This window comes from Deinococcus sp. Marseille-Q6407 (assembly GCF_946848805.1).
GTDB lineage: Bacteria > Deinococcota > Deinococci > Deinococcales > Deinococcaceae > Deinococcus.
Genome location: NZ_CAMPFU010000002.1, coordinates 197,862 through 218,673 on the forward strand (window position 1 = coordinate 197,862; position 20,812 = coordinate 218,673).

17 protein-coding genes, 2 tRNA genes and 1 pseudogene are annotated in these 20,812 nt (G+C 64.7%); 9 read left to right on the plus strand and 11 right to left on the minus strand.

The window, feature by feature from the left end; translation table 11 throughout:
• Positions 1–2 precede the first annotated feature (2 nt).
• Both OCI36_RS03020 and OCI36_RS03025 read right to left on the minus strand, forming a co-directional pair.
• Positions 3–1,271, minus strand: a complete 1,269-nt coding sequence (locus OCI36_RS03020) for an ABC transporter permease (RefSeq protein ID WP_261663605.1) — start codon at positions 1,269–1,271, stop codon at positions 3–5.
• Positions 1,261–2,016, minus strand: a complete 756-nt coding sequence (locus OCI36_RS03025) for an ATP-binding cassette domain-containing protein (RefSeq protein WP_261664364.1) — start codon at positions 2,014–2,016, stop codon at positions 1,261–1,263. Before OCI36_RS03025 ends, OCI36_RS03020 begins: the two co-directional genes overlap by 11 nt.
• A gap of 307 nt (positions 2,017–2,323) precedes the next feature.
• Between OCI36_RS03025 and OCI36_RS13290 the strand changes: the two are divergent.
• From OCI36_RS13290 to OCI36_RS03040, 3 genes and pseudogenes are all read left to right on the plus strand, one after another.
• Positions 2,324–2,785: pseudogene (locus tag OCI36_RS13290) on the plus strand (transcriptional regulator); the annotation flags it as partial.
• Positions 2,786–3,320: 535 nt separating this feature from the next.
• On the plus strand, positions 3,321–3,674 hold the full coding sequence (locus OCI36_RS03035; RefSeq protein ID WP_261663607.1) for a cyclic-di-AMP receptor: 354 nt from the start codon (positions 3,321–3,323) through the stop codon (positions 3,672–3,674).
• A complete protein-coding gene (locus OCI36_RS03040; protein WP_261663608.1) occupies positions 3,674–4,612 on the plus strand; it encodes a histone deacetylase in 939 nt (312 codons plus the stop codon). Before OCI36_RS03035 ends, OCI36_RS03040 begins: the two co-directional genes overlap by 1 nt.
• 34 nt (positions 4,613–4,646) lie before the next feature.
• Here OCI36_RS03040 and OCI36_RS03045 read toward each other — a convergent pair whose 3' ends face one another.
• A complete protein-coding gene (locus OCI36_RS03045; protein ID WP_261663609.1) occupies positions 4,647–6,260 on the minus strand; it encodes an ATP cone domain-containing protein in 1,614 nt (537 codons plus the stop codon).
• A gap of 134 nt (positions 6,261–6,394) precedes the next feature.
• Entirely contained in the window at positions 6,395–6,994 is a 600-nt protein-coding gene (locus OCI36_RS03050) for a TetR/AcrR family transcriptional regulator (RefSeq protein WP_315941235.1), read from the minus strand.
• A 241-nt stretch (positions 6,995–7,235) separates the two neighbouring features.
• On the opposite strand from OCI36_RS03050, the gene OCI36_RS03055 reads away from it, so the two are divergent.
• Together OCI36_RS03055 and murA are read left to right on the plus strand one after the other, a co-directional pair.
• Positions 7,236–8,219 (plus strand): C40 family peptidase, encoded by a 984-nt coding sequence (locus tag OCI36_RS03055; protein WP_261663610.1) that lies wholly within the window; start codon positions 7,236–7,238, stop codon positions 8,217–8,219.
• Between the two features lie 395 nt (positions 8,220–8,614).
• Positions 8,615–9,901 carry a UDP-N-acetylglucosamine 1-carboxyvinyltransferase gene (gene murA / locus OCI36_RS03060; protein ID WP_261663611.1) on the plus strand — a complete coding sequence of 429 codons (1,287 nt, stop codon included), beginning with the start codon at positions 8,615–8,617 and terminating at the stop codon, positions 9,899–9,901.
• Positions 9,902–10,011: 110 nt separating this feature from the next.
• Here the strand turns inward: murA and ald are convergent, their stop codons facing one another.
• Positions 10,012–11,130, minus strand: coding sequence for an alanine dehydrogenase (ald, locus tag OCI36_RS03065; RefSeq protein WP_261663612.1), 1,119 nt, complete (start codon positions 11,128–11,130; stop codon positions 10,012–10,014).
• A gap of 218 nt (positions 11,131–11,348) precedes the next feature.
• On the opposite strand from ald, the gene OCI36_RS03070 reads away from it, so the two are divergent.
• From OCI36_RS03070 to OCI36_RS03080, 3 genes are all read left to right on the plus strand, one after another.
• The gene (locus tag OCI36_RS03070; protein WP_261663613.1) at positions 11,349–11,819 is read left to right on the plus strand and encodes an Lrp/AsnC family transcriptional regulator; all 471 of its coding nucleotides are present in this window, start codon (positions 11,349–11,351) and stop codon (positions 11,817–11,819) included.
• Positions 11,820–11,904: 85 nt separating this feature from the next.
• Positions 11,905–12,657 (plus strand): peptidylprolyl isomerase, encoded by a 753-nt coding sequence (locus OCI36_RS03075; protein WP_261663614.1) that lies wholly within the window; start codon positions 11,905–11,907, stop codon positions 12,655–12,657.
• Between the two features lie 74 nt (positions 12,658–12,731).
• Positions 12,732–13,289, plus strand: a complete 558-nt coding sequence (locus OCI36_RS03080) for a phosphatidylserine decarboxylase (protein ID WP_261663615.1) — start codon at positions 12,732–12,734, stop codon at positions 13,287–13,289.
• Between the two features lie 110 nt (positions 13,290–13,399).
• On the opposite strand, the gene clpB is transcribed toward OCI36_RS03080, so the two are convergent.
• The 6 genes from clpB to OCI36_RS03110 form a co-directional block, all read right to left on the minus strand.
• Complete coding sequence (gene clpB, locus OCI36_RS03085) at positions 13,400–15,958, minus strand: ATP-dependent chaperone ClpB (protein WP_261663616.1); 2,559 nt, start codon at positions 15,956–15,958, stop codon at positions 13,400–13,402.
• 172 nt (positions 15,959–16,130) lie between these two features.
• Positions 16,131–16,646 (minus strand): GNAT family N-acetyltransferase, encoded by a 516-nt coding sequence (locus OCI36_RS03090; protein WP_261663617.1) that lies wholly within the window; start codon positions 16,644–16,646, stop codon positions 16,131–16,133.
• A gap of 29 nt (positions 16,647–16,675) precedes the next feature.
• Positions 16,676–17,782 (minus strand): alanine racemase, encoded by a 1,107-nt coding sequence (gene alr, locus OCI36_RS03095; RefSeq protein ID WP_261663618.1) that lies wholly within the window; start codon positions 17,780–17,782, stop codon positions 16,676–16,678.
• Positions 17,783–17,892: 110 nt separating this feature from the next.
• Positions 17,893–18,414, minus strand: a complete 522-nt coding sequence (locus tag OCI36_RS03100; protein WP_261663619.1) for a hypothetical protein — start codon at positions 18,412–18,414, stop codon at positions 17,893–17,895.
• A 153-nt stretch (positions 18,415–18,567) separates the two neighbouring features.
• Positions 18,568–18,642: transfer RNA gene (locus OCI36_RS03105), tRNA-Val, on the minus strand.
• Positions 18,643–18,673: 31 nt separating this feature from the next.
• Positions 18,674–18,747, minus strand: a tRNA-Cys gene (locus tag OCI36_RS03110).
• A gap of 151 nt (positions 18,748–18,898) precedes the next feature.
• Between OCI36_RS03110 and proS the strand changes: the two genes are divergently transcribed.
• On the plus strand, positions 18,899–20,398 hold the full coding sequence (proS, locus tag OCI36_RS03115) for a proline--tRNA ligase (RefSeq protein ID WP_261663620.1): 1,500 nt from the start codon (positions 18,899–18,901) through the stop codon (positions 20,396–20,398).
• Positions 20,399–20,812 lie beyond the last annotated feature (414 nt).

Sequence of the window (20,812 nt, forward strand, 5' to 3'; positions counted from 1 at the left end):
CCTCAGTTGCGGAAAATCACTTCCTCGCGCTGGAAGGAACGCAGGGCCAGCGCCGCCAGCAGCAGCGTGGTCAGCAGGTTGGCCCCCAGCGACAGCCACAGCTGCGGCCATTTCAGGGTGCCGGTCACCGAATCCATCACGCTCAGCATTGAGCCGAACAGTGGAATGGCGTAAAAGGCCGTAGAGAACCCGTCGCTGAACTGCAGGAACAGCGCCGGCAGCACGATCACCAGCGACAGCGGCGTCACGTAGGTCTGGGCTTCCTTGTACGAGCGGGCGTAGATGCTCAGGGCAATCAGGAGGGCACTCAGCAGCAGTGCGGCGCCCACTGCGCTCAGCAGCAGGCTGGCGAAACCGCCGGCGCCCAGGGCCAGCTGACCGCCAAACGCCTGTGACAAATCGGCCTGCATGCCGCCGCGCTGTAGCAAAAGACCGGCAATCAGGCCGGTGCCCAGAAAGCCCAGCACGCTGAACAGCGCTGCGACCAGCGCGCTGAGGGTGGTGGCCAGCAGCTTGCCGGCCACCACCTCGCTGCGCCGCACCGGGCTGACCAGCAGGCTTTCCAGCGTGCCGCGTTCCTTCTCGCCGGCGGTGCTGTCCAGCGCTGTTGCCATCGCGCCCGAGAGAATAAAGTTCATCATCAGCAGCGGAATCAAGAAAGCCAGTTGCCCGCTGCTGGCCTCCTGCACGGTGGACGCGTCCTGCCGGTCCAGCCTGACCGGCGAGAGGTCGTCCTCGCTCAGCCCGGCCGCTGCCAGCCGGCGGGCGGCCAGGGCGTGGTTGTAACTTGTGACCGCCGCTTCCACCTTGCCCAGCGCGCCGGTCTGGGCGGCCAGCGAATTCAGCTTGGCGAAAACCTGTACCTGCGCCGGGGCATCACCTTCGCGCTCAGGCAGCGGCGCCGTGACCCGGATCACAGCGTCCACCTGCTCGCTCTGCACCGCCTGCCGGGCTACCTCCGGCGAATTGCCGTTCAGCGGCACCAGTTCGACCCCGGTATGTTCCGCCCCCGCTCCCGCTCCGGTCTGCTCAGGCTGTCCATCTTGCCCCAGCCGTTCGCGCAGCTCCGCCGGCAGCGTGCCCATTACGCCCACCTGCTGGCGCTTTTGCGCCTGCCCGCCGATAAACTGCCCCAGCAGCAGCGGCGTGCCCAGCATCAGTACGGGAATCAGCACCAGCGGAATCAGCACCGTGCCCAGCAGTGTGCGGGTATCGCGCAGGGTGGAGAGCAGGTCGCGGGCCGCCACCCGCCAGACAAAATCAGGACGCATGTGCCGTGTCCTGTGGGTGCGCCGCCTCGTCCAGCTCAACCAGCCGGAAAAAAGCTTCTTCTAAAGAAGCGGCCCGGGTGTGGGCCAGCAGCTCCGGCTGGGTGCCCTCGGCCAGCAGCCGGCCCGCGTGCAGCACCGCCACCCGGTCGCAGACCTCTTCCACCTCGCTCATCACGTGGGTGGAGTAGAGCGTGAGTTTTCCGGGCCGGCGGGCGGCCGCCACCCAGTCCAGCAGCGCCCGGCGCGCGAAGATGTCCAGGCCGCTGGCCGCTTCATCCAGAATCAGCACCGCCGGGTCCTGAATCACGGCGCGGGCGATGGTCACTTTCTGGCGCATGCCGGTGGAATATTCGCCGGCCCGGGTGTCCAGGGTGCGGCCCAGGTCCAGTGCGGCGTCCAGTTCGGCAATGCGCGCCTCGGCCTGGGCGCGGCTCAGGCCGTAAAACCCCGCAAAAGAATGCAGGATTTCCCGTCCGGTCAGCCGGGCCGGCAGGCCCATGCCGCCGTTCACCACCCCGATCAGCTGCCGCACCCCGTCCGGCTGGGCCGCCACGTCCAGCCCGGCCACCTGCGCGCTGCCGCTGCTGGGCTGCAGCAGGGTCGCCAGAATCCGCAGCAGCGTGGTCTTGCCGGCACCGTTGGGCCCCAGCAGGCCGAACACCTGCCCGCCGGCCACCTGCAACGTCACGTCTTCCAGCGCCGTGAAGGTGCCGTAACGCTTGCTGAGCTGCCGCAATTCCAGCAGCGGCGGGTCGGAGAAAGCAGGTGCAGTCATGGGCTCCAGTGTGGCACAGGCACGGGCAGGCAGACTGGCAGAAAAGGTCAGCAGAAAAGGGCCGCAGCTGTGTGAGTCACCTCGCCGCGCCAGCAGCGTGAATACGGCATACTGGGAGAAGTATTTTGCCGGCTCTGTGTTCCTTCGGCGCCCCGCTGTTTCCTGACTGACAATGCTGCGAAACGGCCCGGCCGCGGGGAGATGGATCCTCCGGCGCCCAATTTCACACTCAACTGCTCTGCCGCCTCCGGGCGGCTCTCAACGGAGGAAACAAACCATGTTTAACCCCCCCACCCTGGAAGACCTGCAGGAAACCCGCCGCGCCAACGAGAAGCTGGTGCTGGAAGCGCTGGACTCCAAACCCGAATGGGTCGAAACCGAGCTGGCCAAGACCACTGGCCTGGCGCTGTCGCACCTGCGGGCCGCGCTGGCAAGCCTGCTGGATCAGGGCCGGGTGCGCCGCCTGCCCGGCACCGGCACCCGCGCCGTGTACGGCCTGGCCGACCCTGGCCTGGCCGATGTACCCGCCACCCCGCTGACCGAAGACGCCCTGCGTATCCGCGAGTACCTCGAAGGCCGCGCCGACTCGGCGCTGTACATGAGTGACCAGCTGCGCCTGACCCGCGAGGAAGTGATGGCTGCGCTCTCGCTGCTGAACGCCCACGGGCAGATCACCTGCACCTTTGTGGGCAGCCTGGTGATCTTCCGCCTCAAGGAGCAGCAGGCCCTCGACGCCGAAACGGCGGAAGCTGCCGCTGCCGCTGAAGCCGCTGCCGACGAGGAAAGCAGCCGCCCCGCCGCCAAGAAGCCAGCAGCCAAGGCGGCCAGAAAGACCAAGGCCGCGGCCAGCGATGACACTGAAGCGGCCACCAAGCCCGCCAAGAAGCCGGCCGCCAAAAAGGCCAGCACCAAGGCAGCCAAGACGGACACAGCCAAGACCGATACTGCTCAGCCCGACGCTGCAGACGGCGAAAAAGCGGCCACGCCCGCCAAGAAAGCGGCCAAGCCGGCTGCCAAGAAAGCCAGCACCAAAGCGGCTGCAGCTGATAAGGCCGATAAAACTGAGGCAGCTGTCGCCGAGAGTGCGGCCGCAGCGGCAGGCAGCGAAGCGGCTCCCAAAAAGCCGGCGGTCCGCAAGCGCGTGAAGACCCCGGCCAGCTGAGCGAGCGGCCTGGCGCTCTGCCTGTGGCGCGCCGCCTCTTGCAGCTGGAACAAAACTAGACGAGAGAAAAGAGGTCCCGGCCGTGCGCCGGGGCCTTTGCTAGCATGGGGCCATGCCTTATTCTGCCGTTCCTGCCGAATTGCTGGTGCTGGCCGTAATCCAGGATGCCGACGTGCCCAAGCTGATGCGGGCGCTGGCTCAGGCCCGGCTGGACGTCACCCGGCTGTCGAGTTCCGGCGGGTTCCTGCGCGAGGGCAACACCACCTTGATGATCGGGGTCTCGCGGGCCCGGCTGGACGAACTCAAGGACCTCATCTCGCTGAACTGCCGTACCCGCAGCCGCATGATGAGCCCGGCCATTCCGCTGGCCGAGCAGGGCGAAGGTCTGGTGACCGAGCCGCTGGAAGTCGAGGTGGGCGGCGCCGTGCTGTTCGTGCTGGGCGTGCAGGAGTTCGTCAAGCTCTGATGACAGAGCCGACCTCTGCGCCTGCGGCGACTTTTCCCAGATTCATCCATCCTTTCCGCGCCTACAGCCCGGCCGAATTTACCTTTCCGCTGCCCGAAGGTCACCGCTTTCCGCAGTACAAGTATGAAGGCGTGCGCGAGCGGGTCTTGCCGCTGTTGCCGGTGCTGACCGCTCCTCGGCTGCGCTGGGCCCAGGCGGGCCGGGTCCACGATTCGCACTACCTGCGCCGCTGGCGCCGGGGCGAGGTGACCCGGAAGGAGGAGCGCGAGTTCGGCCTGCCCTGGTCCGAGGAGATGATAGTGCGCACCATGCGGGCCGCCGGGGGCAGCCTGGCCGCGCTGCACGACGCCCGCACTCTGGGCTGGGGCGCCAATCTGGCCGGTGGCACCCACCATGCCTTTGCGGCGCAGGCCGGTGGGTTTTGCCTGATTAACGACGCCGCTATCCTGTCCCGGCTGGCGCTGGACGAGGGCTGGGCGCAGCGGGTGGCGGTGCTGGACCTCGACGTGCATCAGGGCGACGGTACCGCAGCTCTACTGGAGCATGAGCCGCAGGCCTTTACCCTCAGTATCCACGGCGAGCGCAATTACCCTTTCCGTAAGCAGCGCAGCAGCCTGGACCTGGGCCTGCCCGACGGCACGACCGACGCCCAGTATCTGGAGGTGCTGTCGGGGCAGGCGCTGCCGGCACTGGAAGCTTTTCGCCCCGACCTGTTGCTGTTTCTGGCCGGCGCCGACGTGCTGGCCGGCGACCGTTTCGGCCGCTTTGTGCTCACGCTGGACGGCATCCACGAACGCAACCGCCGGGTACTGACCTGGGCCCGCGACGCCGGGTTGCCGGTGGTCAGCATGATGGCCGGCGGCTACAACGCCGACCATGCCCTTACCGTGGCAGGACACGCCAGCGTGGTGGAGCAGGGCCTGGAAGTATTCGGCTGACTGGAACCGGCGACTTTGCCCGCCCGAGTCCGGCTTAGCTGCCTTCGCCCGTTCCCTGTTCCGGTGCGCTGGCCGGGAAGCCCTGCAGCGCGCTGGCATATTCCAGAAAGCTCATTTCTTCCTCATCGCTGCCGTCTCTGCTGTGGTCGTCGCCCAGTTCCTTGAGGGCGGCCGGCAGCTGCGCCAGGACAATATCCACCGTGCGCTCGGCCTGCTCGTCCAGCGAGAGATGATCCAGAATGGGCACCTCGTGGCGCTCGGCCACCCGGATCAGGTAGTCCTGCAGGCTACGGATTTCCTGAAAGCTCTGCAGATAACGGCTTTCGGGCCGCGCCGCCGCCGTTTCCTTTTCGCGCCGGGTAAAGCGCGAGCGGTGTTCGTCCTCGTCGGGAATCACCAACAGCACCTGCACCACGATGGCATTCTCGGCCAGCCGGGGGTCCAGAAACCCGGGCACCAGATGCACCCCTTCGGCCACCAGGTCGGCATTCTCGTGAATCAGGCGCTGGGCGATGGCGTTCAGGCCCACCGACACCTGCCGGGTCTGCTCGCGGAAGCCGATTTCCAGCGCCTGCTGATCCGGGTGCTCGGGCCGGTGCTCTCCGGGCGGCAGCAGGTATTTCCAGGCTTGAAAGGTGCTGGTGTGCAGCGTGGGCATCAGCTGCGGCGAGATCATGGCCCGCATCACCTCGCGTACCGAATCGGTGTTGATGATCCGGGGAATGCCCAGCCGGTACGCCACTTCCGATGCCAGGTGGGACTTGCCGGTGCCGGACACCCCGCCGATCATCACCAGCAGTGGCCGCGGCAGGTGCCGAATGGCCCGCAGCAGCCCGTAGCGAGCGCTGACATGTTTGCCGGTTTCGTCGCGCAGGCGGCGCTGCACCATCCGGCGAATCTGGGCGCGGGTCACCACCCGGTCGCCGGTGCCCTGCAGGTCGCGCTGCACGGCGCGGGCCAGGGTGCGGGCGGCGTCCGGCGCCGCTCCGGCCGCCAGCAGCGACTGCATCAGAATCCCCTTGCTGAACGGAATCGGCTGCTCGTGTTCCGGGCTGTCAGTGCTGATGACCCCTACCCGCCCCTGATGGCTCAGGCTGAAGCGGTAGGTCCGGGCAAAATGTTCGCCGTATTTCTGCGCCAGCACCTCGGCGGCGTGGTCCTGCAATTCCTCGGCGCTGACTTCACGCAGGCCTTTTTCGCGCAGATAAAGCTCCACCTGGCGGGCCGCCGCGTAGGCTTCTTTGGTGTCCAGGCCGGTATCGTCCAGCCGCCGGGCCAGCACCGAACGCGAAAACGGCATCTTGCCGCTTTGCGAGCGCACCTGAATATCCTGAAAAAAGGGCGTCTGCTGCTCTACCTTGCGGGCCAGCGAGCGGCCGGACTGCTCCTTGGTGACCCGCACCAGCAGGTCGTGCAGGTCCTCGGTGCGGATGGGGCTTAAGGCATGGTCACGCAGGTACTGCTCCACATAGCGGGCGATGCTGGCCGCCTCCTTGCGGTTGGCTCCAGCATGCAGCAGGGTACGGATCAGCAGCCCACGGCTAAAAGGCCAGGCATGCTTCGGCGGGCCGACCAGCAGGTCCAGCGTTTCGCTGCTGGCGGCCTGCTTGTCTGCCTTGCCTTTTTTTCCTGAGTCCTTGTTGGCCACCGGTACTCCTTGCTGTGGTCAGTGGATGCGAGCTGGCCGCGGCTGCTTTGTCGTGGGCTTCAGCAAAGGAGTATAGCGTTTCCCCGGCAATGACGGCAGGAAGGGCGCCACGACGCAGAAAAATTGCCTCTCGCTCAGCGCTTGAGGGCGCCGCCCAGCAGCAGGTCTAGCGACATCCGCAGCTCGTCGTGCAGGCCGCGGCCGGTGCCGTAAGCACTCCAGCGCAGCGCCACCAGCAGGTAGGTGTCGGCAATCAGGTTGCTGATCCGGGCCAGGCTGAGGTCCGAGCGTAGTTCGCCGGCCTCGTGCAGAGGCCGTAAAATCAGCTCCACCACCCCGCTCAGCCGCAGCGCCCGGTAAGCGGTCTGGGCGCGCTCGGGGTTAGGATTCATCACCTCGTAGGCCAGCGGGGGAAACAGGTCGCGCTCGCGGGCGTTCTCGTCGGCCAGCAGCGACCAGACCTCGTACAGCACCTGCAGCGGCGGCCGGCCCTCGTTCAGCCGCTGCTTGGCTTCGGCTTCCAGCTTGTCCACCACCAGGCTGCCGTAGTCCAGCAGCACCGCTTCCTTGTAAGGGTAGTAATTGAAAAACGTGCCGCGCGAGACTCCGCTGGCCCGGGCAATCTCGGTGGCCGTGGTGTGTTCGAAGCCGCTTTGTTTGAACAGAGAAATGGCGGCCTCGTAGATTTCGCTGCGGCGCCGTTCCTTTTGGCGTTCGCGTAGGGACAGTTCCATGAATGGCTGTCAGCATAGCGCCGATTGTCTTTTTTCAGGCAAAAAGGTACTTCCGGGGGCCAAGAGCCCGCAGGCCCGATGCGTGCCTGACGCTACTGAACACCTTTTATGAGAACTAGATCTTGGCAAATTAAGTGATGGATGTTACCTTGGTTGAGCAAAGTCTGACCAAAAGACAGATTCCGGGCAGCCAGGACGTCAGCGACGCTCCGAACCTCTGCCCCTGAAAGAGAGTGAGCCTATGCCGATAACTGGTGACCCATTGTCCCTTTTCAGTGTCCGTCTGTCCCGGGCCCTGTTGCCCGCCCTGACCTGCTTTGGTCTGCTGGCGGGCAGCGCTTTTGCTCAGCCCGACATTCCTGCCGGAGTGCCGGCCGCCGCCGCTGCCCCGCAGCAACTGACCTCCTACAACGAGGTCGTGGTGAAACGCGGCGACACCGCCTACAACCTGGCCCGCGAGTACGGCCTGACCGTGCCGCAGCTGCTGGACCTTAACGGTTTGGCCTCCCACGACCTGGAAGTGGGGCAGACCCTCAAAGTGGCCGTGATCCCTCCGCGGCAGGTGGTCAAGGGCGACACTCTCTATAGCCTGGCCCGCAACAACGGCCTGACGGTAGAAGCCCTGCAGGCGGCCAACGGCCTGAGCGACACCAACATCGAAATCGGTCAGTGGCTGGCTATTCCGGCTGCCCCTCAGGCGCGGCCCATGCCCGCCGAGGTGCTGGCCGAGTCCCCGGCTTTCTCGGTAACGGCCCCGGCTGCTTCAACTCTGGCCGACAGCGCCAGCGAATCCCTGGGCTGGCGCCGCAACGCCATGGCGATGCTGAACACCCCTTACGTGTACGGCGGCAACTCGGCCACCGGCGTGGATTGCAGCTCCTTCGTGGTGCGGGTGTTCCAGCCGCTGGGATTGACCCTGCCGCGCACCAGCGCCCAGCAGGCCAGGGTGGGGAAAGCGGTGCCGCGTTCCTCGCTGCACGGCGGCGACCTGGTCTTTTTCGATACGGTGGGCCGCGGCAGCGTGACCCACGTGGGGATTTACCTGGGCAACGACCAGTTCGTGAATGCCAATTCCTACTATGGCCGGGTAGTCATCGACAAGCTGGAAGCCGACCGTTATTGGGCTCCCCGTTACCTGAGTGCCCGGCGCGTGCTGGACAGCTCGACCGTGGCGCAGCTGAGCAGCGGGCAGACCCTGGCCCTGCGCCCCGGCGGCGCCGACTGAGGCAGCGGGCCCACCTTTCAGGAGAGATCCACAGGGCGGTGGCTTCCAGTAAGCGTCACCGGCAAGCACATTGTACCACTGCCTGTCTAACAGATGGAAGGATAGTTGCTCTTTCACTTGGCGCAGGGTAGAAAAGTAAGCTGATATATTTTTAACTGGAGCTACAGTGCTCCCGGTTTCAATGTAAGCCCGCTTACCGGATTCTGAGAAATGTGGCTGAAATTCCGTGGACACCCCCGGCCAGGGCTTGCTACTATGCAGCACGAGATTGGTCCTCCTCACATATTTGTGGGAAACGGGGGTTAAAACGGTGCCTACCCCCACCGGCATTGCCGGGGACCGGCCAGGCTTATTTCACCCTCCTGCTGCTGCTGCAGCCCTGAAAGGAACCACCCATGCATCTATCCCCACTGCGTATCCAAGGCGGACGTCCCCTTGGAGGAGAGTTGGCTGTTCAGCCCAGTAAAAATGCCGCCCTGCCCATCCTGGTGGCCAGCCTGCTCAGTAGTGAGCCGATTACCCTGCATGGCATTCCCCGCCTCAGCGATGTCTACACCATTCTGGAACTGGCCAGCCACGTCGGCGCCCGCCATGCCTGGACCGGCCCCAACAGCCTGACCATCCACACCCCCGAATTGCTGCACACCGATGCGCCTTACGCGCTGGTCAGCAAAATGCGCGCGTCGTTCATCATGATGGGCGCCCTGCTGGGCCGCGCCGGTGAGGCCACCGTCAGTATGCCCGGCGGCTGCGCCTTCGGGTTCCGCCCGGTGGACCAGCATGTGAAGGCCTTCCGCGCCCTGGGCATTGATGTGGCCGAGGAAGGTGGCAACTTCCACGCCACCCGCACCAACCACTTCGGCGGCCGTTTCGTATTTGAGATGCTGACCGTGGGCGGCACCCACAACGCCATCTTGGCCTCGGTGCTAGGCGAGGGCACTCAGGTGACCCTGGAAAACGCTTCTATCGACACCGACGTGGTGGACCTGATCGGCTTCCTGAACTCGCTGGGGGCCGATATTCGCGGCGCCGGCACCAATACCCTGGAAATTCACGGTGTCCGGGCCCTGCGCGGCGGCGAATACCGGGTCATCCCTGACCGCATCGAAGCCGGCACCTTTATGCTGGCTGCCGCTGCCACTCGTAGCCGCCTGACCCTGACCGACCTGCGCCCCGATCACGTGCGCGCGCTGAGCAGCAAACTGGGCGAAATGGGTGTCAAAGTGGTGGAATCCAATGACTCGCTGGTGGTGGACGCCACCCAGGGCCTGCTGCGCCCGGCCGACGTGACCACCCAGAGCTACCCGGGCTTTCCGACCGATCTGCAGCCGCAGATGAGCGCCCTGCTGGCCACCGTGGACGGCACCAGCATCGTGCAGGACCCGGTTTACAAGGACCGCCTGACCCACGTGGCCGAATTGCAGCGGATGGGCGCCGACATCAAGGTGAGCGGCTACAGCCAGATTATCCGCGGCACCCGGCTGCGTGGTGCCCCGGTCAAGGCGGCCGACCTGCGCGCCGGTGCAGCGCTCTTTATCGCTGCCCTGACCGCCGACGGCGAAACCGTGATTGACGGCGTGGAATATCTGAACCGTGGCTACGAAAATCTGGCGGCTCGCCTGCGCAGCATCGGCGCTGATGTGCATCAGCCGGAAGTGAACCTCGCTTCGGCAATGGACTAAGCGAAGCAAGCGGCTGGCAACTGGGCCGCTGGTTCCAGTAGTTGAACTGAACAACAAAACAGGGGCCGCCTCTTATGAGCGCGGCCCCTGTTTTGTTGACTTGTGAAGGTTTAGGCCTGGCTGCCCTGCAGCACTTCGCCTGCCTTTTCCCAGGACATGTCAAAGGCTTCGGCGACCGGCTGGTTGGTCAGCTTGCCCTGGTAAGTGTTCAGGCCTGGCAGCAGCGAAGCGTTGCTGTTCAGCGCCTGCACGCCCTTGTCGGCCAGCTGCAGCACGTAAGGCATGGTCTGGTTGGTCAGGGCCAGGGTCGAGGTACGCGGCACGGCGCCGGGCATGTTCGCCACGCCGTAATGGATAACGCCGTCAACCTCGTAGGTGGGGTCGTCGTGGGTGGTGGGGTGACTGGTTTCCACGCAGCCGCCCTGGTCCACCGCCACGTCCACAATCACGGCGCCTTCGGGCATCAGGCTCAGCATGTCGCGGGTGACCAGGTGCGGGGCCTTGGCGCCGGGAATCAGCACCGCGCCGATCAGGAGATCGGTGGTGGGCAGCAGGTCGCGTAAGTTGGCTTCGCTGCTCATCATGGTGGTGATGCGGCCGAAGAACACGTCGTCCAGGTAAGACAGCCGGCGCTGCGACACGTCCAGAATAGTCACGTGTGCGCCCAGACCCATCGCCATCTTGGCCGCGTTGGTGCCCACCACGCCGCCGCCCACGATGGTCACGTTGCCGGGCTTGACGCCGGGCACGCCACCCAGCAGCACGCCGCGGCCACCGGCAGGCTTCTGCAGGTGATAGGCGCCGGCCTGCACGCTCAGGCGGCCGGCCACTTCGCTCATGGGCATCAGCAGCGGCAAGCTGCCGTCGCTGTGCTGCACGGTTTCGTAGGCGATGGCGGTGGTGCCGGCCTTCAGCAGCGCGTCGGTCAGGGGGCGGTCGGCGGCCAGGTGCAGGTAGGTGAACAGCAGCAGGTCGTCTCTGAGGTAGCCGTATTCGCTTTCCACCGGCTCCTTGACCTTGACCACCATCTCGGCGCCCCAGGCGTCGGCGGCGCTGCCCAGTTGGGCGCCCGCCTGCTGATAGGCTTCGTCGCTGAAGCTGCTGCCCAGGCCGGCGCCGGCTTCGACCGTCACGCTGTGGCCGCGCCGCACCAGTGTTTCCACGCCGCCGGGGGTCATGGCGACCCGGTTTTCCTTGACCTTGATTTCCTTTGGAACTCCAATATGCATCGCTTGCCTCCTTGGCTCTGAGCGCAGGTCGGGACCCGAAAAGGGAACCCCCGGCCAGGCTGAGACTGCCCGCTGAGGCGGGCGGCCTGCTGCCTTACTGCGCTGAAGTGATAACGCAATCTTAACGCTGCACTGGCGTAAGGCGATTGCGCTGGATATGGCTTCTTGGGGCCTTCGGCGCAACAAGGCTGCGTAAAGCTGCTAATCTCCGGAGAAATATGGCGCCCCTGGAACTTGACGAGATTGATCTGCGTTTGCTGGATATCCTGCAGCGCGACGGCCGGATTGCCAACACCGAACTGGCCGACGAGGTGGGCCTGACCCCGGCCCCCACCCTGCGGCGGGTGCGCCGGCTGGAAGAAGCCGGGCTGATCCGGCGTTACGTGGCGCTGCTGGACCCGGAAATGATCGGACGCGGCTTTCTGGTGATGGTGCGGGTGACCTTATCGGGGCAGACTAAGGCTGGATTTGAAACGTTCGGCGAGCAGATGCGCCGCCGCCCCGAGGTGCTGGAATGCTACCTGTGCCTGGGCGGCACCGACTATTTTCTGAAAGTGGCGACCCGCGACCTGATGGAGTATCAGCGTTTTCTGGTGGACGTGCTGGCCGCCAATCCGCTGGTGCAGCACACCGATTCGATTCTGGTGGTCAAGCAGGAAAAGCAGACCACGGCTCTGCCGCTGGAATAGGCGCTGGCCTGCCCGCGTGCCTGGGCTGAGAAAAGTCGTCCGTCAGATAGGCAAGATGTCAGAGCGGCGCCGTAGAATGGGGGCCATGAAAAAACTGATCTGGATTCTGCCTGCTGCGCTGCTCGCCTCCTGCGCACCTGCTCAGCAGGCCGGCATGAAAGCCATGGAGCAGCGTGACGGCACCACCCAGGCCCGCTATCAGGTGCCCACCTCGGCTGTGATAAACAAGGCCGAAACCGCGCAGAAAGACGCCGGCTGGCAGGCGCTGCCGTACCTGACGGCCCAGCCCCAGCGGACTTTCGCCCGCGCCGAGCAGGTGACCGAACCCGGTAAGCAGTACCGCGCCGTGCTGAACACCTCCGAGGGCCTGATCACCCTGGAGCTGTACCCCGACAAGGCCCCGCAGGCTGTAAACAACTTCGTGTTTCTGGCCCGCAACCACTTTTATGCTGGTACCCGCTTTCACCGCGTGATTGATGGCTTTATGGCGCAGGGTGGCGATCCCCTCAGTGCGGACCTGTCTCGGCAAAGCGACTGGGGCACCGGTGGTCCCGGCTACACGTTTGGCTATGAGGTGAACAACGGCCTGAACTTCAATGACGCTGGTGTGCTGGGCATGGCCCGCAGCGCCTCGCCGGATTCACAGGGCAGCCAGTTCTTTATTACCCTGGCGCCGGCCAGCTTCCTCAACGGCCAGTACACCGTGTTTGGCCGGGTGGTGGACGGCATGGACGCCCTGCAGAAATTGACCCGGACGGCCCGCAGCGGCGCAGGCGGCGAGCAGCCTATTCCCGTGCAGGCCGACGCGCTCAACAGTGTGACCATCCTGGCCCGCTGAAGACTGCGGCACCCAGAATCCCCAGGCTAGAGGAGAGGCTCCGGGTAATTCGGGCCTCTCCTTATACTTGCCCTATGAGGTACAGAAAACTGCTGATCGGTCTGGGCGCTGCGGCGCTGGCCGCTGCTTATTATCAGCGCAGCTACCGCTACCGCGACCCGGTACGCCTGCCTCCCGACAAAACTGGCTTGGTTGCGCCTGCGGACGGCACGGTGGCATTTGTGCGCCGTGCCGAAGGCCCCGGCCAGGGCTGGCAGCTGGGCGTGGCCCTGAGCCCTCTCAGTGTGCGCTATATCTACGCGCCGCAGGACGGAACGGTGCAGGTGCTGACGCGGCAGCCAGTCCGCCTGCCAGAACAGAGTCGCCCTGCCGACGCTCTGACGCTGGCGCTGAGTGCATCCCTGGGAAATGGGGCAGACGTGACTCTGGCCGCGCCGGCTGGTACCCGGCTGGTGGCCCGGACCTATTTCAGCGCCGGCGAGCCGGTGCGCCGGGGCAACAAGCTGGCTTTTCTGGAACGCGGCGCTCTGGTGGTGCTGACCTTTGGAGAAGAGTTCCGCCCGGCCGTGCGGGTAGGCGAGCGGGTCACGGGCGCGCAGACGGTGCTGGCCCGGCCTGCTGCTGAGGTTTGAGGATCCGCGTAGGCTGTTATGTCCGGTCTATCGGGGACCCCACAGCAACAGCCACAGAAGCCAAAAAAGGCTGGAGCCTAAGCCCCAGCCTTTTTCTTTCCAGCCCGTTATCAGTTCAGGCTGCCGCTGCCGAAAGTGAAGTTGCCGTTCTGATAGTCCACGTTCAGCACCGAGTTGTCCGGCACCTCGCCGCTGAGGATGCGGCGGGCCAGCGGCGTCTCGATCTCGCGGCTGATGGCGCGCTTCAGCGGCCGCGCACCGAAGGCCGGATCGTAGCCCACGGAAGCCAGCTGGTCCTTGGCGGCGTCCGTCAGGTGCAGCGCTACCCGGCGCTCGGCCAGGCGCTGGCGCAGGCCGCCCAGCTGAATATCCACGATCTGCCGTAGGTTGTCGGCGGTCAGGGCGTCAAAGACGATGATGTCGTCCACCCGGTTGAGGAACTCGGGGCGGAAGTGCTCGCGCAGCTCGGTCAGCACCGCCTCGCGAATGTCGTCTGCCGGCTGGTTCTGGGCCTGCATTTCCAGAATCAGCCGGCTGCCGATGTTGCTGGTCAGAATAATCAGGGTGTTGCGGAAATCCACCGTGCGGCCCTGTCCGTCGGTCAGGCGGCCGTCGTCCAGCACCTGCAACAGCACGTTGAATACGTCGGGGTGTGCCTTTTCGATTTCGTCCAGCAGAATCACGCTGTAGGGGCGGCGGCGCACGGCTTCGGTCAGCTGGCCGCCTTCCTCATAGCCCACGTATCCGGGAGGGGCCCCGATGAGGCGGGCCACGGTGTGTTTCTCCATGTACTCGGACATGTCAATGCGCACCATCGCTTCGCTGGAATCGAACAGGAACTCGGCCAGCGCCTTGGCCAGCTCGGTCTTGCCGACGCCGGTCGGGCCCAGGAACATGAAGCTGCCCAGCGGGCGGTTGGGGTCGTTCAGGCCGGCGCGGGCGCGGCGGATGGTGTCGGCCACTGATTCGATGGCCCGTTCCTGCCCGATCACGCGCTTGTGCAGCTCGCCTTCCAGCCGCAGCAGCTTTTCGCGCTCGCCTTCCATCAGCTTGCTGACCGGAATCCCGGTCCAGCGGCTGACCACCTGCGCCACGTCTTCCTCGGTCACCTGGGTGTGGGCGAACTCGGCGCCCTTGAGCTTTTGCTCCAGCGCCTGCACTTCTTTTTCCAGCTGCGGCAGCCGGCCGTATTCCAGCTCGGCGGCCTTTTGCAGGTCGTAGTCGCGCCGGGCCTTTTCGATTTCGGTGCGGACGGCGTCCAGCGCTTCACGCTTCTGGCGCAGTTCGGAGACTTCGCCCCGCTCGGCTTCCCAGCGGCTGCGCACTTCGGCCAGTTCGTCGGTCAGAACACGCAGGTTGTCGTCAATGTCGGCCAGGCGGGCAATGCTGTCCTGGTCCTTTTCCTTTTTCAGGGCTTCGCGCTCAATTTCCAGCTGCAACTTGCGGCGCTGCAACTGGTCAATCCGCTCGGGGCTGGATTCCAGCGCCATACGCAGCCGGGCCGCCGATTCGTCGATCAGGTCAATCGCTTTGTCAGGTAGCTGCCGGTCGGTGATATAGCGGTTCGAGAGCTGTGCGGCCGCCACCAGCGCCGGGTCGGTGATTTCCACGTTGTGGTGCACCTGATAGCGTTCCTTGATCCCGCGCAGGATGGAAATGGTGTCTTCCACGGTCGGCTCATCCACGAACACCGGCTGGAAACGGCGTTCTAGCGCCGGGTCCTTTTCGATCTCGCGGTATTCGTCCAGGGTGGTGGCCCCGATCAGGTGCAGTTCGCCGCGCGCCAGGGCCGGCTTGAGCATGTTGCCGGCGTCGGGGCTGCCTTCGGTCTTGCCGGCACCCACGATGGTGTGGATTTCGTCCACGAACAGAATGATCTGTCCGGCCGACTGCACCACTTCATCGATAACGCCCTTGAGGCGTTCTTCGAACTCGCCGCGGAACTTGGCGCCGGCCAGCAGGCTGCCCATTTCCAGGCTCACGATGCGCTTGTCTTTGAGGCCTTCAGGCACGTCGCCGCTCACGATCCGCATGGCGAGGCCCTCGACGATGGCCGTCTTGCCGACGCCGGGTTCCCCGATCAGCACCGGGTTGTTCTTGGTGCGCCTCAGAAGAATCTGCATAGTACGGCGGATTTCTTCGTCGCGGCCAATCACGGGATCGAATTCGCCGTCCCGGGCGCGCGCCGTCAGATCGGTGCCGTATTTGTTCAGCGCATCAAACTGCGCCTCGGAAGTTTTATCGGTCACGTTTTTCCCCTTTCGCTGTTCGGTGATGGCCCGGTTCAGCTCGGCCTCGCCGGGAAGGTTGCGGTCATTCAGTTCGCCGCGGACCGCCAGCAGCAGAACGTCGGCTGCCACGAAGGAGTCGTTCTGCTGCTCGGCCAGCGTTTCGGCTTTCTGGAAGGCCCGCTGCAGGGCGTTGTCCATGTACAGTTGCCCACCGCCGCCCTGCACGCGGGGCAGTTTGGCCAGGGCCGCGTCCAGGCTGCCCTGCAGCGCGGTCAGGTCGGCACCGGCCAGGGTCAGGGCATGGGCGGCGGTGTCGTTGTCCAGCAGGGACCGCATCAGGTGCGCGGGGGTCAGCGTCTGCTGTCCGTTCTGCTGCGCCAGTTCCTGCGCGGCCGCGATGGCCTGGGTGGCACTTTTGGTAAATCGTTCAGGATTCAAGATTCGGTCACCTCCACAAAGGTGGGAATGTAGTCTTCGCTCAATGTTCTCAAAGTATAAAACCTGAGTGCAGCTTTGTCAAATTTAATAAGCAGAGAACTGATTCTTCTGTGGCTGGGAATAGAAGTGAGTCTGGGCGGCGCTGAAGCGGCTGAGCGTCGGGCCAGACGGCTCAGACTTCCTTCTGATACCGGAACACCTCGAAGGTCATCACCTGCTGCCGGTCCACCGTCTCGAACCCGAAGCTGGTGTAAATGGCCTGCAGGCCTGGCCGGGTCACGTCGGTGTCCAGCCGCAGCCAGCGCCGCTGCGCCTCACGGGTCAGCTCCTCGGCGCGGCGCAGCAGCAGCAAGCTCAGGCCCTGGCCCTGGGCGGCCGGGTGCACCGCCAGCTTGTGCAGGTACAGTGCCTCGCCGGCCGGCTTTTCGGCCCAGAACACCGGGTCGGGGTTCATCAGCACAAAGCAGCCCACCGGCTGCTCGCCCTGCCAGGCCACCTGCCAGCCTGCGGCGGGGTAGTCCTGTGCCAGGGCGTCTACCGTCAGGGTGTCGGGCGGCCACAGCTCCTCGTGGCCGCGGTCCAGCACGCTGCGGGCGGTGGCCTGCAGGATATGTGCGGCAGCTGCGGGGTCCCCGGAGGTCCAGCGCAGAGGTGCGGCGTAGGGCTGGCCGGCAGAAAGTTCAGTCATGGCTGATATTCTGCCGCGCCGGGCGGGCCTCAGGGCGCCGCGACCCGCTGAATCCGGGTGCTCAGGCGGGTGAAGATCTCATATTCGGCCATCTCGCTCCAGCGCGCCACTTCTGAGATGTGAAGCTCCTGCCCGCCCGCGTCACGGCCCCAGAGAGTCACCCAGTCGCCGGCGCGCAGGTCCAGCCCAGTGGCGTCCACCATCAATTGATCCATGCAGACCCGGCCCAGTACCGGGCGCCGCTCGCCGCCGATCAGGACTTCGGCTTGCCCGGTGGCGCGGCGCGGGTAGCCGTCTGCGTAGCCGATAGCTACGGTGGCGATCAGGCTGTCGCGGTCCAGGGTACTCAGGCCGTTGTAACTGACCCGCTCGCCGGCGGCGGCCGTGTGCAGATAGGTAATGCGTGCCTGCAAGGTCATGGCTGGGGTCAGCCCTGGCGCGCCGCTCGGCGGCATGACGCCATAGGCGCTCAGGCCGGGGCGGGCCAGCGCCATGCCCGGCAGGGGCCCCAGATTCAGCACCGCCGCCGAGTTGCCCATGTGGTGTCTGACCTCTGGAAAGTGCTGCGCCACCGCCTGAAAAGTCTGGAATTGCTGGCGTGAGAGGGTCTGGTCGGGTTCCTCGGCCTCGGTGAAGTGAGAAAAGACGCCGGCCAGCAGCTCGCGTTCTTCCAGCCGCCGCCCAACCGCTACAGCGTCGGCGGGGCTCGCGCCCAGGCGGTTCATGCCGGTGTTGACCTTCAGGTGGGCCTGGGCGCCCTCCGGCAGCGCCTCGGCTTCGGCCAGGGTGCTGATGGTCAGGTGCACGCCGGCCGCCACTAGCGCAGGCCACTCGTCCGGGAAGGACGCCCCGAAGATCATCACCGGCTTGGGGCAGTTCAGGCCGCGCAGCTGCTCGGTCAGCTCCAGCGCCTCGGCCGGGGTCGCCACCGCCATGCCCCACACCGCTTCCGACTCGGCAGCCACCGGGGCCACCACGTCTATTCCGTGGCCGTAGGCGTTGGCCTTCATCGGCCATAGGAGCGGCACGCCGGCCTTCTCGCTCAAAAAGCGCAGGTTCTGGTGCAGGGCACTGGCCGAAATCAGCGCTCTGGCGCGGGCAAAGGTGGAAGGGTGTGGGGACACGGGCGTCGTCACGGGAAGGGGGCCTTTCAGAAGAACAAGGACGTGTGCTGCGCGTTCGGAAGCGAGTCTAGCGCAGGTGTTCTGAGAGCGGCCCGGTGGAGGAGACGGCGCGGGGTGTCAACTCAGCGGCAGTTGCCGATCTTTTCCATCCCGGCGAGAAATCCCTTGGCTGTGAAGACATAGTCCAGCGGCGCCATACCGTCCCGCAGCACCCGCATGGTGACTTTAGACCGTCCCCTCACGAAGGCCCGGTAGATTTCCTTTTCGGCCTGTTCGGTAAACCAGACCGCTGTCAGGTCAGGTGCGTTTTTCAGGGTAGCTGTCTTCGTTGAGACAGTTTTGGGAGTCTCGGCGTCAATGCGGTACATGACCTTCGGGGAGCGGTCCAGGTCCAAGTCATTCTTGGTCATGAGCGGATTTTTGGTTTTGAGGAGGATGTCATATCCGCCCTTTCCATCACAGAAGACGCCGACAAACGTATTGGCTCCGGTATCGTTGACCTCGGCAATGGCGAGAGAACTCTGATTCGCATCGGTCATGGCATCCCGGCCTGGAAAATAGTAGATCGGCTGACCAGGAATCTGACCCGCTGCGGAGGCGGTGGTCAGGGCAGCAAAGGCTAACGCAGCTAGATATTTACGCACATCTAAAGCATAGAAAAGGCCCAGAGCTGCCGGGAACAAATTTGCCCAGTTACAGCGCCTTAGCCTGCTGTCTTTTTGTGCCAATGCAGACGGCCCAGCCGCTGGGTGGCGCAATACAAAAGAAAAACCCGCCTTGCGGCGGGCTTCTTACGTTGGTAGTTCCGAGCGGATTTGAACCGCTGACCCCTACCGTGTCAAGGTAGTGCTCTACCCCTGAGCTACGGAACTATATCTGAAAGGTTCAGACCGGGTAAAAGTTTGGAGGCGCTGACCGGACTCGAACCGGTGGTGGAGCTTTTGCAGAGCTCTGCCTTACCACTTGGCTACAGCGCCAGATGTGCGGATGGCCTCTGCTCAGGCCAGCGGAAAGAAGAGTAACACAGGCCAGCATGCTTGTAAAGATAAAGGCCAGATGGAGCGGCTTAGGGGCGGGGGAGGGCTGGGCGCGCTGCGGCAGCGGCCGGAGCCGGTTATCCTGAAGCGGATGACACAAGATGGCAAGCAGGACAAGAACAGGCAGGACAAAAAGGCGCAGCAGTACGGCGTGACGCCCCAGAGTACAGACTTTAACGACTGGTACAACGAGGTCGTGAAAAAGGCCGACCTGGCCGATCATTCCCCGGTGGCGGGCGCCATGGTGGTCAAGCCTTACGGCACGGCACTTTGGGAGCGCATCCAGCGCGATCTGGACGACCGCTTCAAGGCCACTGGGCACCAAAATCTGCTGTTTCCTACCCTGATTCCGATGGGCTTCATCATGAAAGAGGCTGATCACGTCGAGGGCTTTGCGCCGGAGCTGTTTACCGTGAGCAAGATCGGCACCGAGGAACTGGCCGAGCCTTACGTGATGCGCCCCACCTCCGAAACCATCATCGGGCACATGTGGTCCGGCTGGCTGAACTCCTACCGCGACCTGCCCTTTCTGCACAACCAGTGGGGCAGCGTGTTCCGCGCCGAGCTGCGCACCAAGCCTTTTCTGCGCACGTCCGAGTTCTTCTGGCAAGAAGGCCACACCGCCCACACCACTGAGGCCGAAGCCCGCGCCGAGGTGCGCCAGCAGCTGGACGAATACCACGCCTTTTGCCGTGACGTACTGGCGCTGCCGGTGGTGCGCGGCGAAAAGACCGTCACCGAGCGCTTTGCCGGCGCCGAGAACACCTATTCCATCGAGGGCATGATGCGCGACGGCAAGGCGCTGCAGTCCGGCACCAGTCACTACCTGGGCCAGAACTTCAGCCGCGCCTTCGAGGTCAAATTCCAGACTGCCGAACAGCGCGAGGAATTTGCCTACACCACCTCCTGGGGTCTCAGCAGCCGCATCATCGGCGCGCTGATCATGACCCACGGTGACGACTTCGGGCTGATCATGCCGCCCAATATTGCGCCTTATCAGGTGGTGATCGTGCCGGTGGGCCGCAAGGATGACTTTGCCCGGATGGTGGAAGAAGCCCGCAAGCTGGCGCAGGAATTGCAGCGCGAGGGCATCCGTGTGAAGGTGGATGACCGCGAAGGCCTCACCAACGGCTTCAAGTACAATGACTGGGAACTCAAGGGTGTGCCGGTGCGCATCGAATTGGGCCCCCGCGACCTGGAAGCCGGGCAGCTGGTGGTCAAGAACCGCACCAGCGAGGAAAAGGAAACCCTGGGCCGGGTAGACGCTCTGGCCGGCATGGACGCCCGCCTGGACGGCATTCAGCACTACCTCTACGAGCGGGCCAAGAACTTCATGCTGGAAAACACCGTCACCGTAGACACCTACGACGAATTCAAGGCGGCCATCGAGGCCGGCAAGTGGGTCCGCGCCTTTCACTGCGGCGACCCCGAATCCGAGCGCCAGATTAAGGAAGACACCAAGGCCACTGCCCGCAACGTGCCGTTTGACGACGCCGAGTTCTTTGGCGAGCGTGAAGAAGGCGGCGTGTGCGTGCATACCGGTCGGCCGGCCGCTTACGGCAAGCGCCTGCTGTTCGGCCGCCAGTACTGAAGCCTGGCTGCCAAGCTGCCAAAAGACAAAAAGAAGAGAAGATAAGAGGACAAACAAAAGGAGTGGGAAGACCTGGGCCTCGCCCAGCCGCCCCACTTCTTTTTGCTGGCTGCGTTCCTGTTGGCTGCGTTTGTTTCTACTGGCTGGGCCAGAAAAGCGCAGCTGTTTCTGGGCTTGTTGTGGCAGCGAAGTCCAGGCTGACCGGGCCCGGCACCATGAAGGAAGGCTGACGCCCGGCCCCCGCCCGGGGGAGCGCAGAACTGCTGACCTTGAGGTAAGATGTGGGGGTTATAGCGCTGCTTGCGGCAGCGGTTGCACTGGGTAGTCTGGACAACTACACTGCTGTAATTGGCCGCAGGGCCAAGGCCCGAGCAGCTTTCCCCCCACGTCCCATCACACTGATATTTGCCACCG

Bases quoted from the DNA above. Each gene is read 5' to 3' on its own strand.
- OCI36_RS03050 (WP_315941235.1), bottom strand. From the start codon at position 6,994: ATGGAACTGTCCCTACGCGAACGCCAAAAGGAACGGCGCCGCAGCGAA.
- OCI36_RS03080 (WP_261663615.1), top strand. From the start codon at position 12,732: ATGAGGTACAGAAAACTGCTGATCGGTCTGGGCGCTGCGGCGCTGGCC.
- OCI36_RS03075 (WP_261663614.1), top strand. From the start codon at position 11,905: ATGAAAAAACTGATCTGGATTCTGCCTGCTGCGCTGCTCGCCTCCTGC.
- OCI36_RS03090 (WP_261663617.1), bottom strand. From the start codon at position 16,646: ATGACTGAACTTTCTGCCGGCCAGCCCTACGCCGCACCTCTGCGCTGG.
- ald (WP_261663612.1), bottom strand. From the start codon at position 11,130: ATGCATATTGGAGTTCCAAAGGAAATCAAGGTCAAGGAAAACCGGGTC.
- OCI36_RS03070 (WP_261663613.1), top strand. From the start codon at position 11,349: ATGGCGCCCCTGGAACTTGACGAGATTGATCTGCGTTTGCTGGATATC.
- OCI36_RS03055 (WP_261663610.1), top strand. From the start codon at position 7,236: ATGCCGATAACTGGTGACCCATTGTCCCTTTTCAGTGTCCGTCTGTCC.
- murA (WP_261663611.1), top strand. From the start codon at position 8,615: ATGCATCTATCCCCACTGCGTATCCAAGGCGGACGTCCCCTTGGAGGA.
- OCI36_RS03020 (WP_261663605.1), bottom strand. From the start codon at position 1,271: ATGCGTCCTGATTTTGTCTGGCGGGTGGCGGCCCGCGACCTGCTCTCC.
- OCI36_RS03035 (WP_261663607.1), top strand. From the start codon at position 3,321: ATGCCTTATTCTGCCGTTCCTGCCGAATTGCTGGTGCTGGCCGTAATC.
- OCI36_RS03040 (WP_261663608.1), top strand. From the start codon at position 3,674: ATGACAGAGCCGACCTCTGCGCCTGCGGCGACTTTTCCCAGATTCATC.
- proS (WP_261663620.1), top strand. From the start codon at position 18,899: ATGACACAAGATGGCAAGCAGGACAAGAACAGGCAGGACAAAAAGGCG.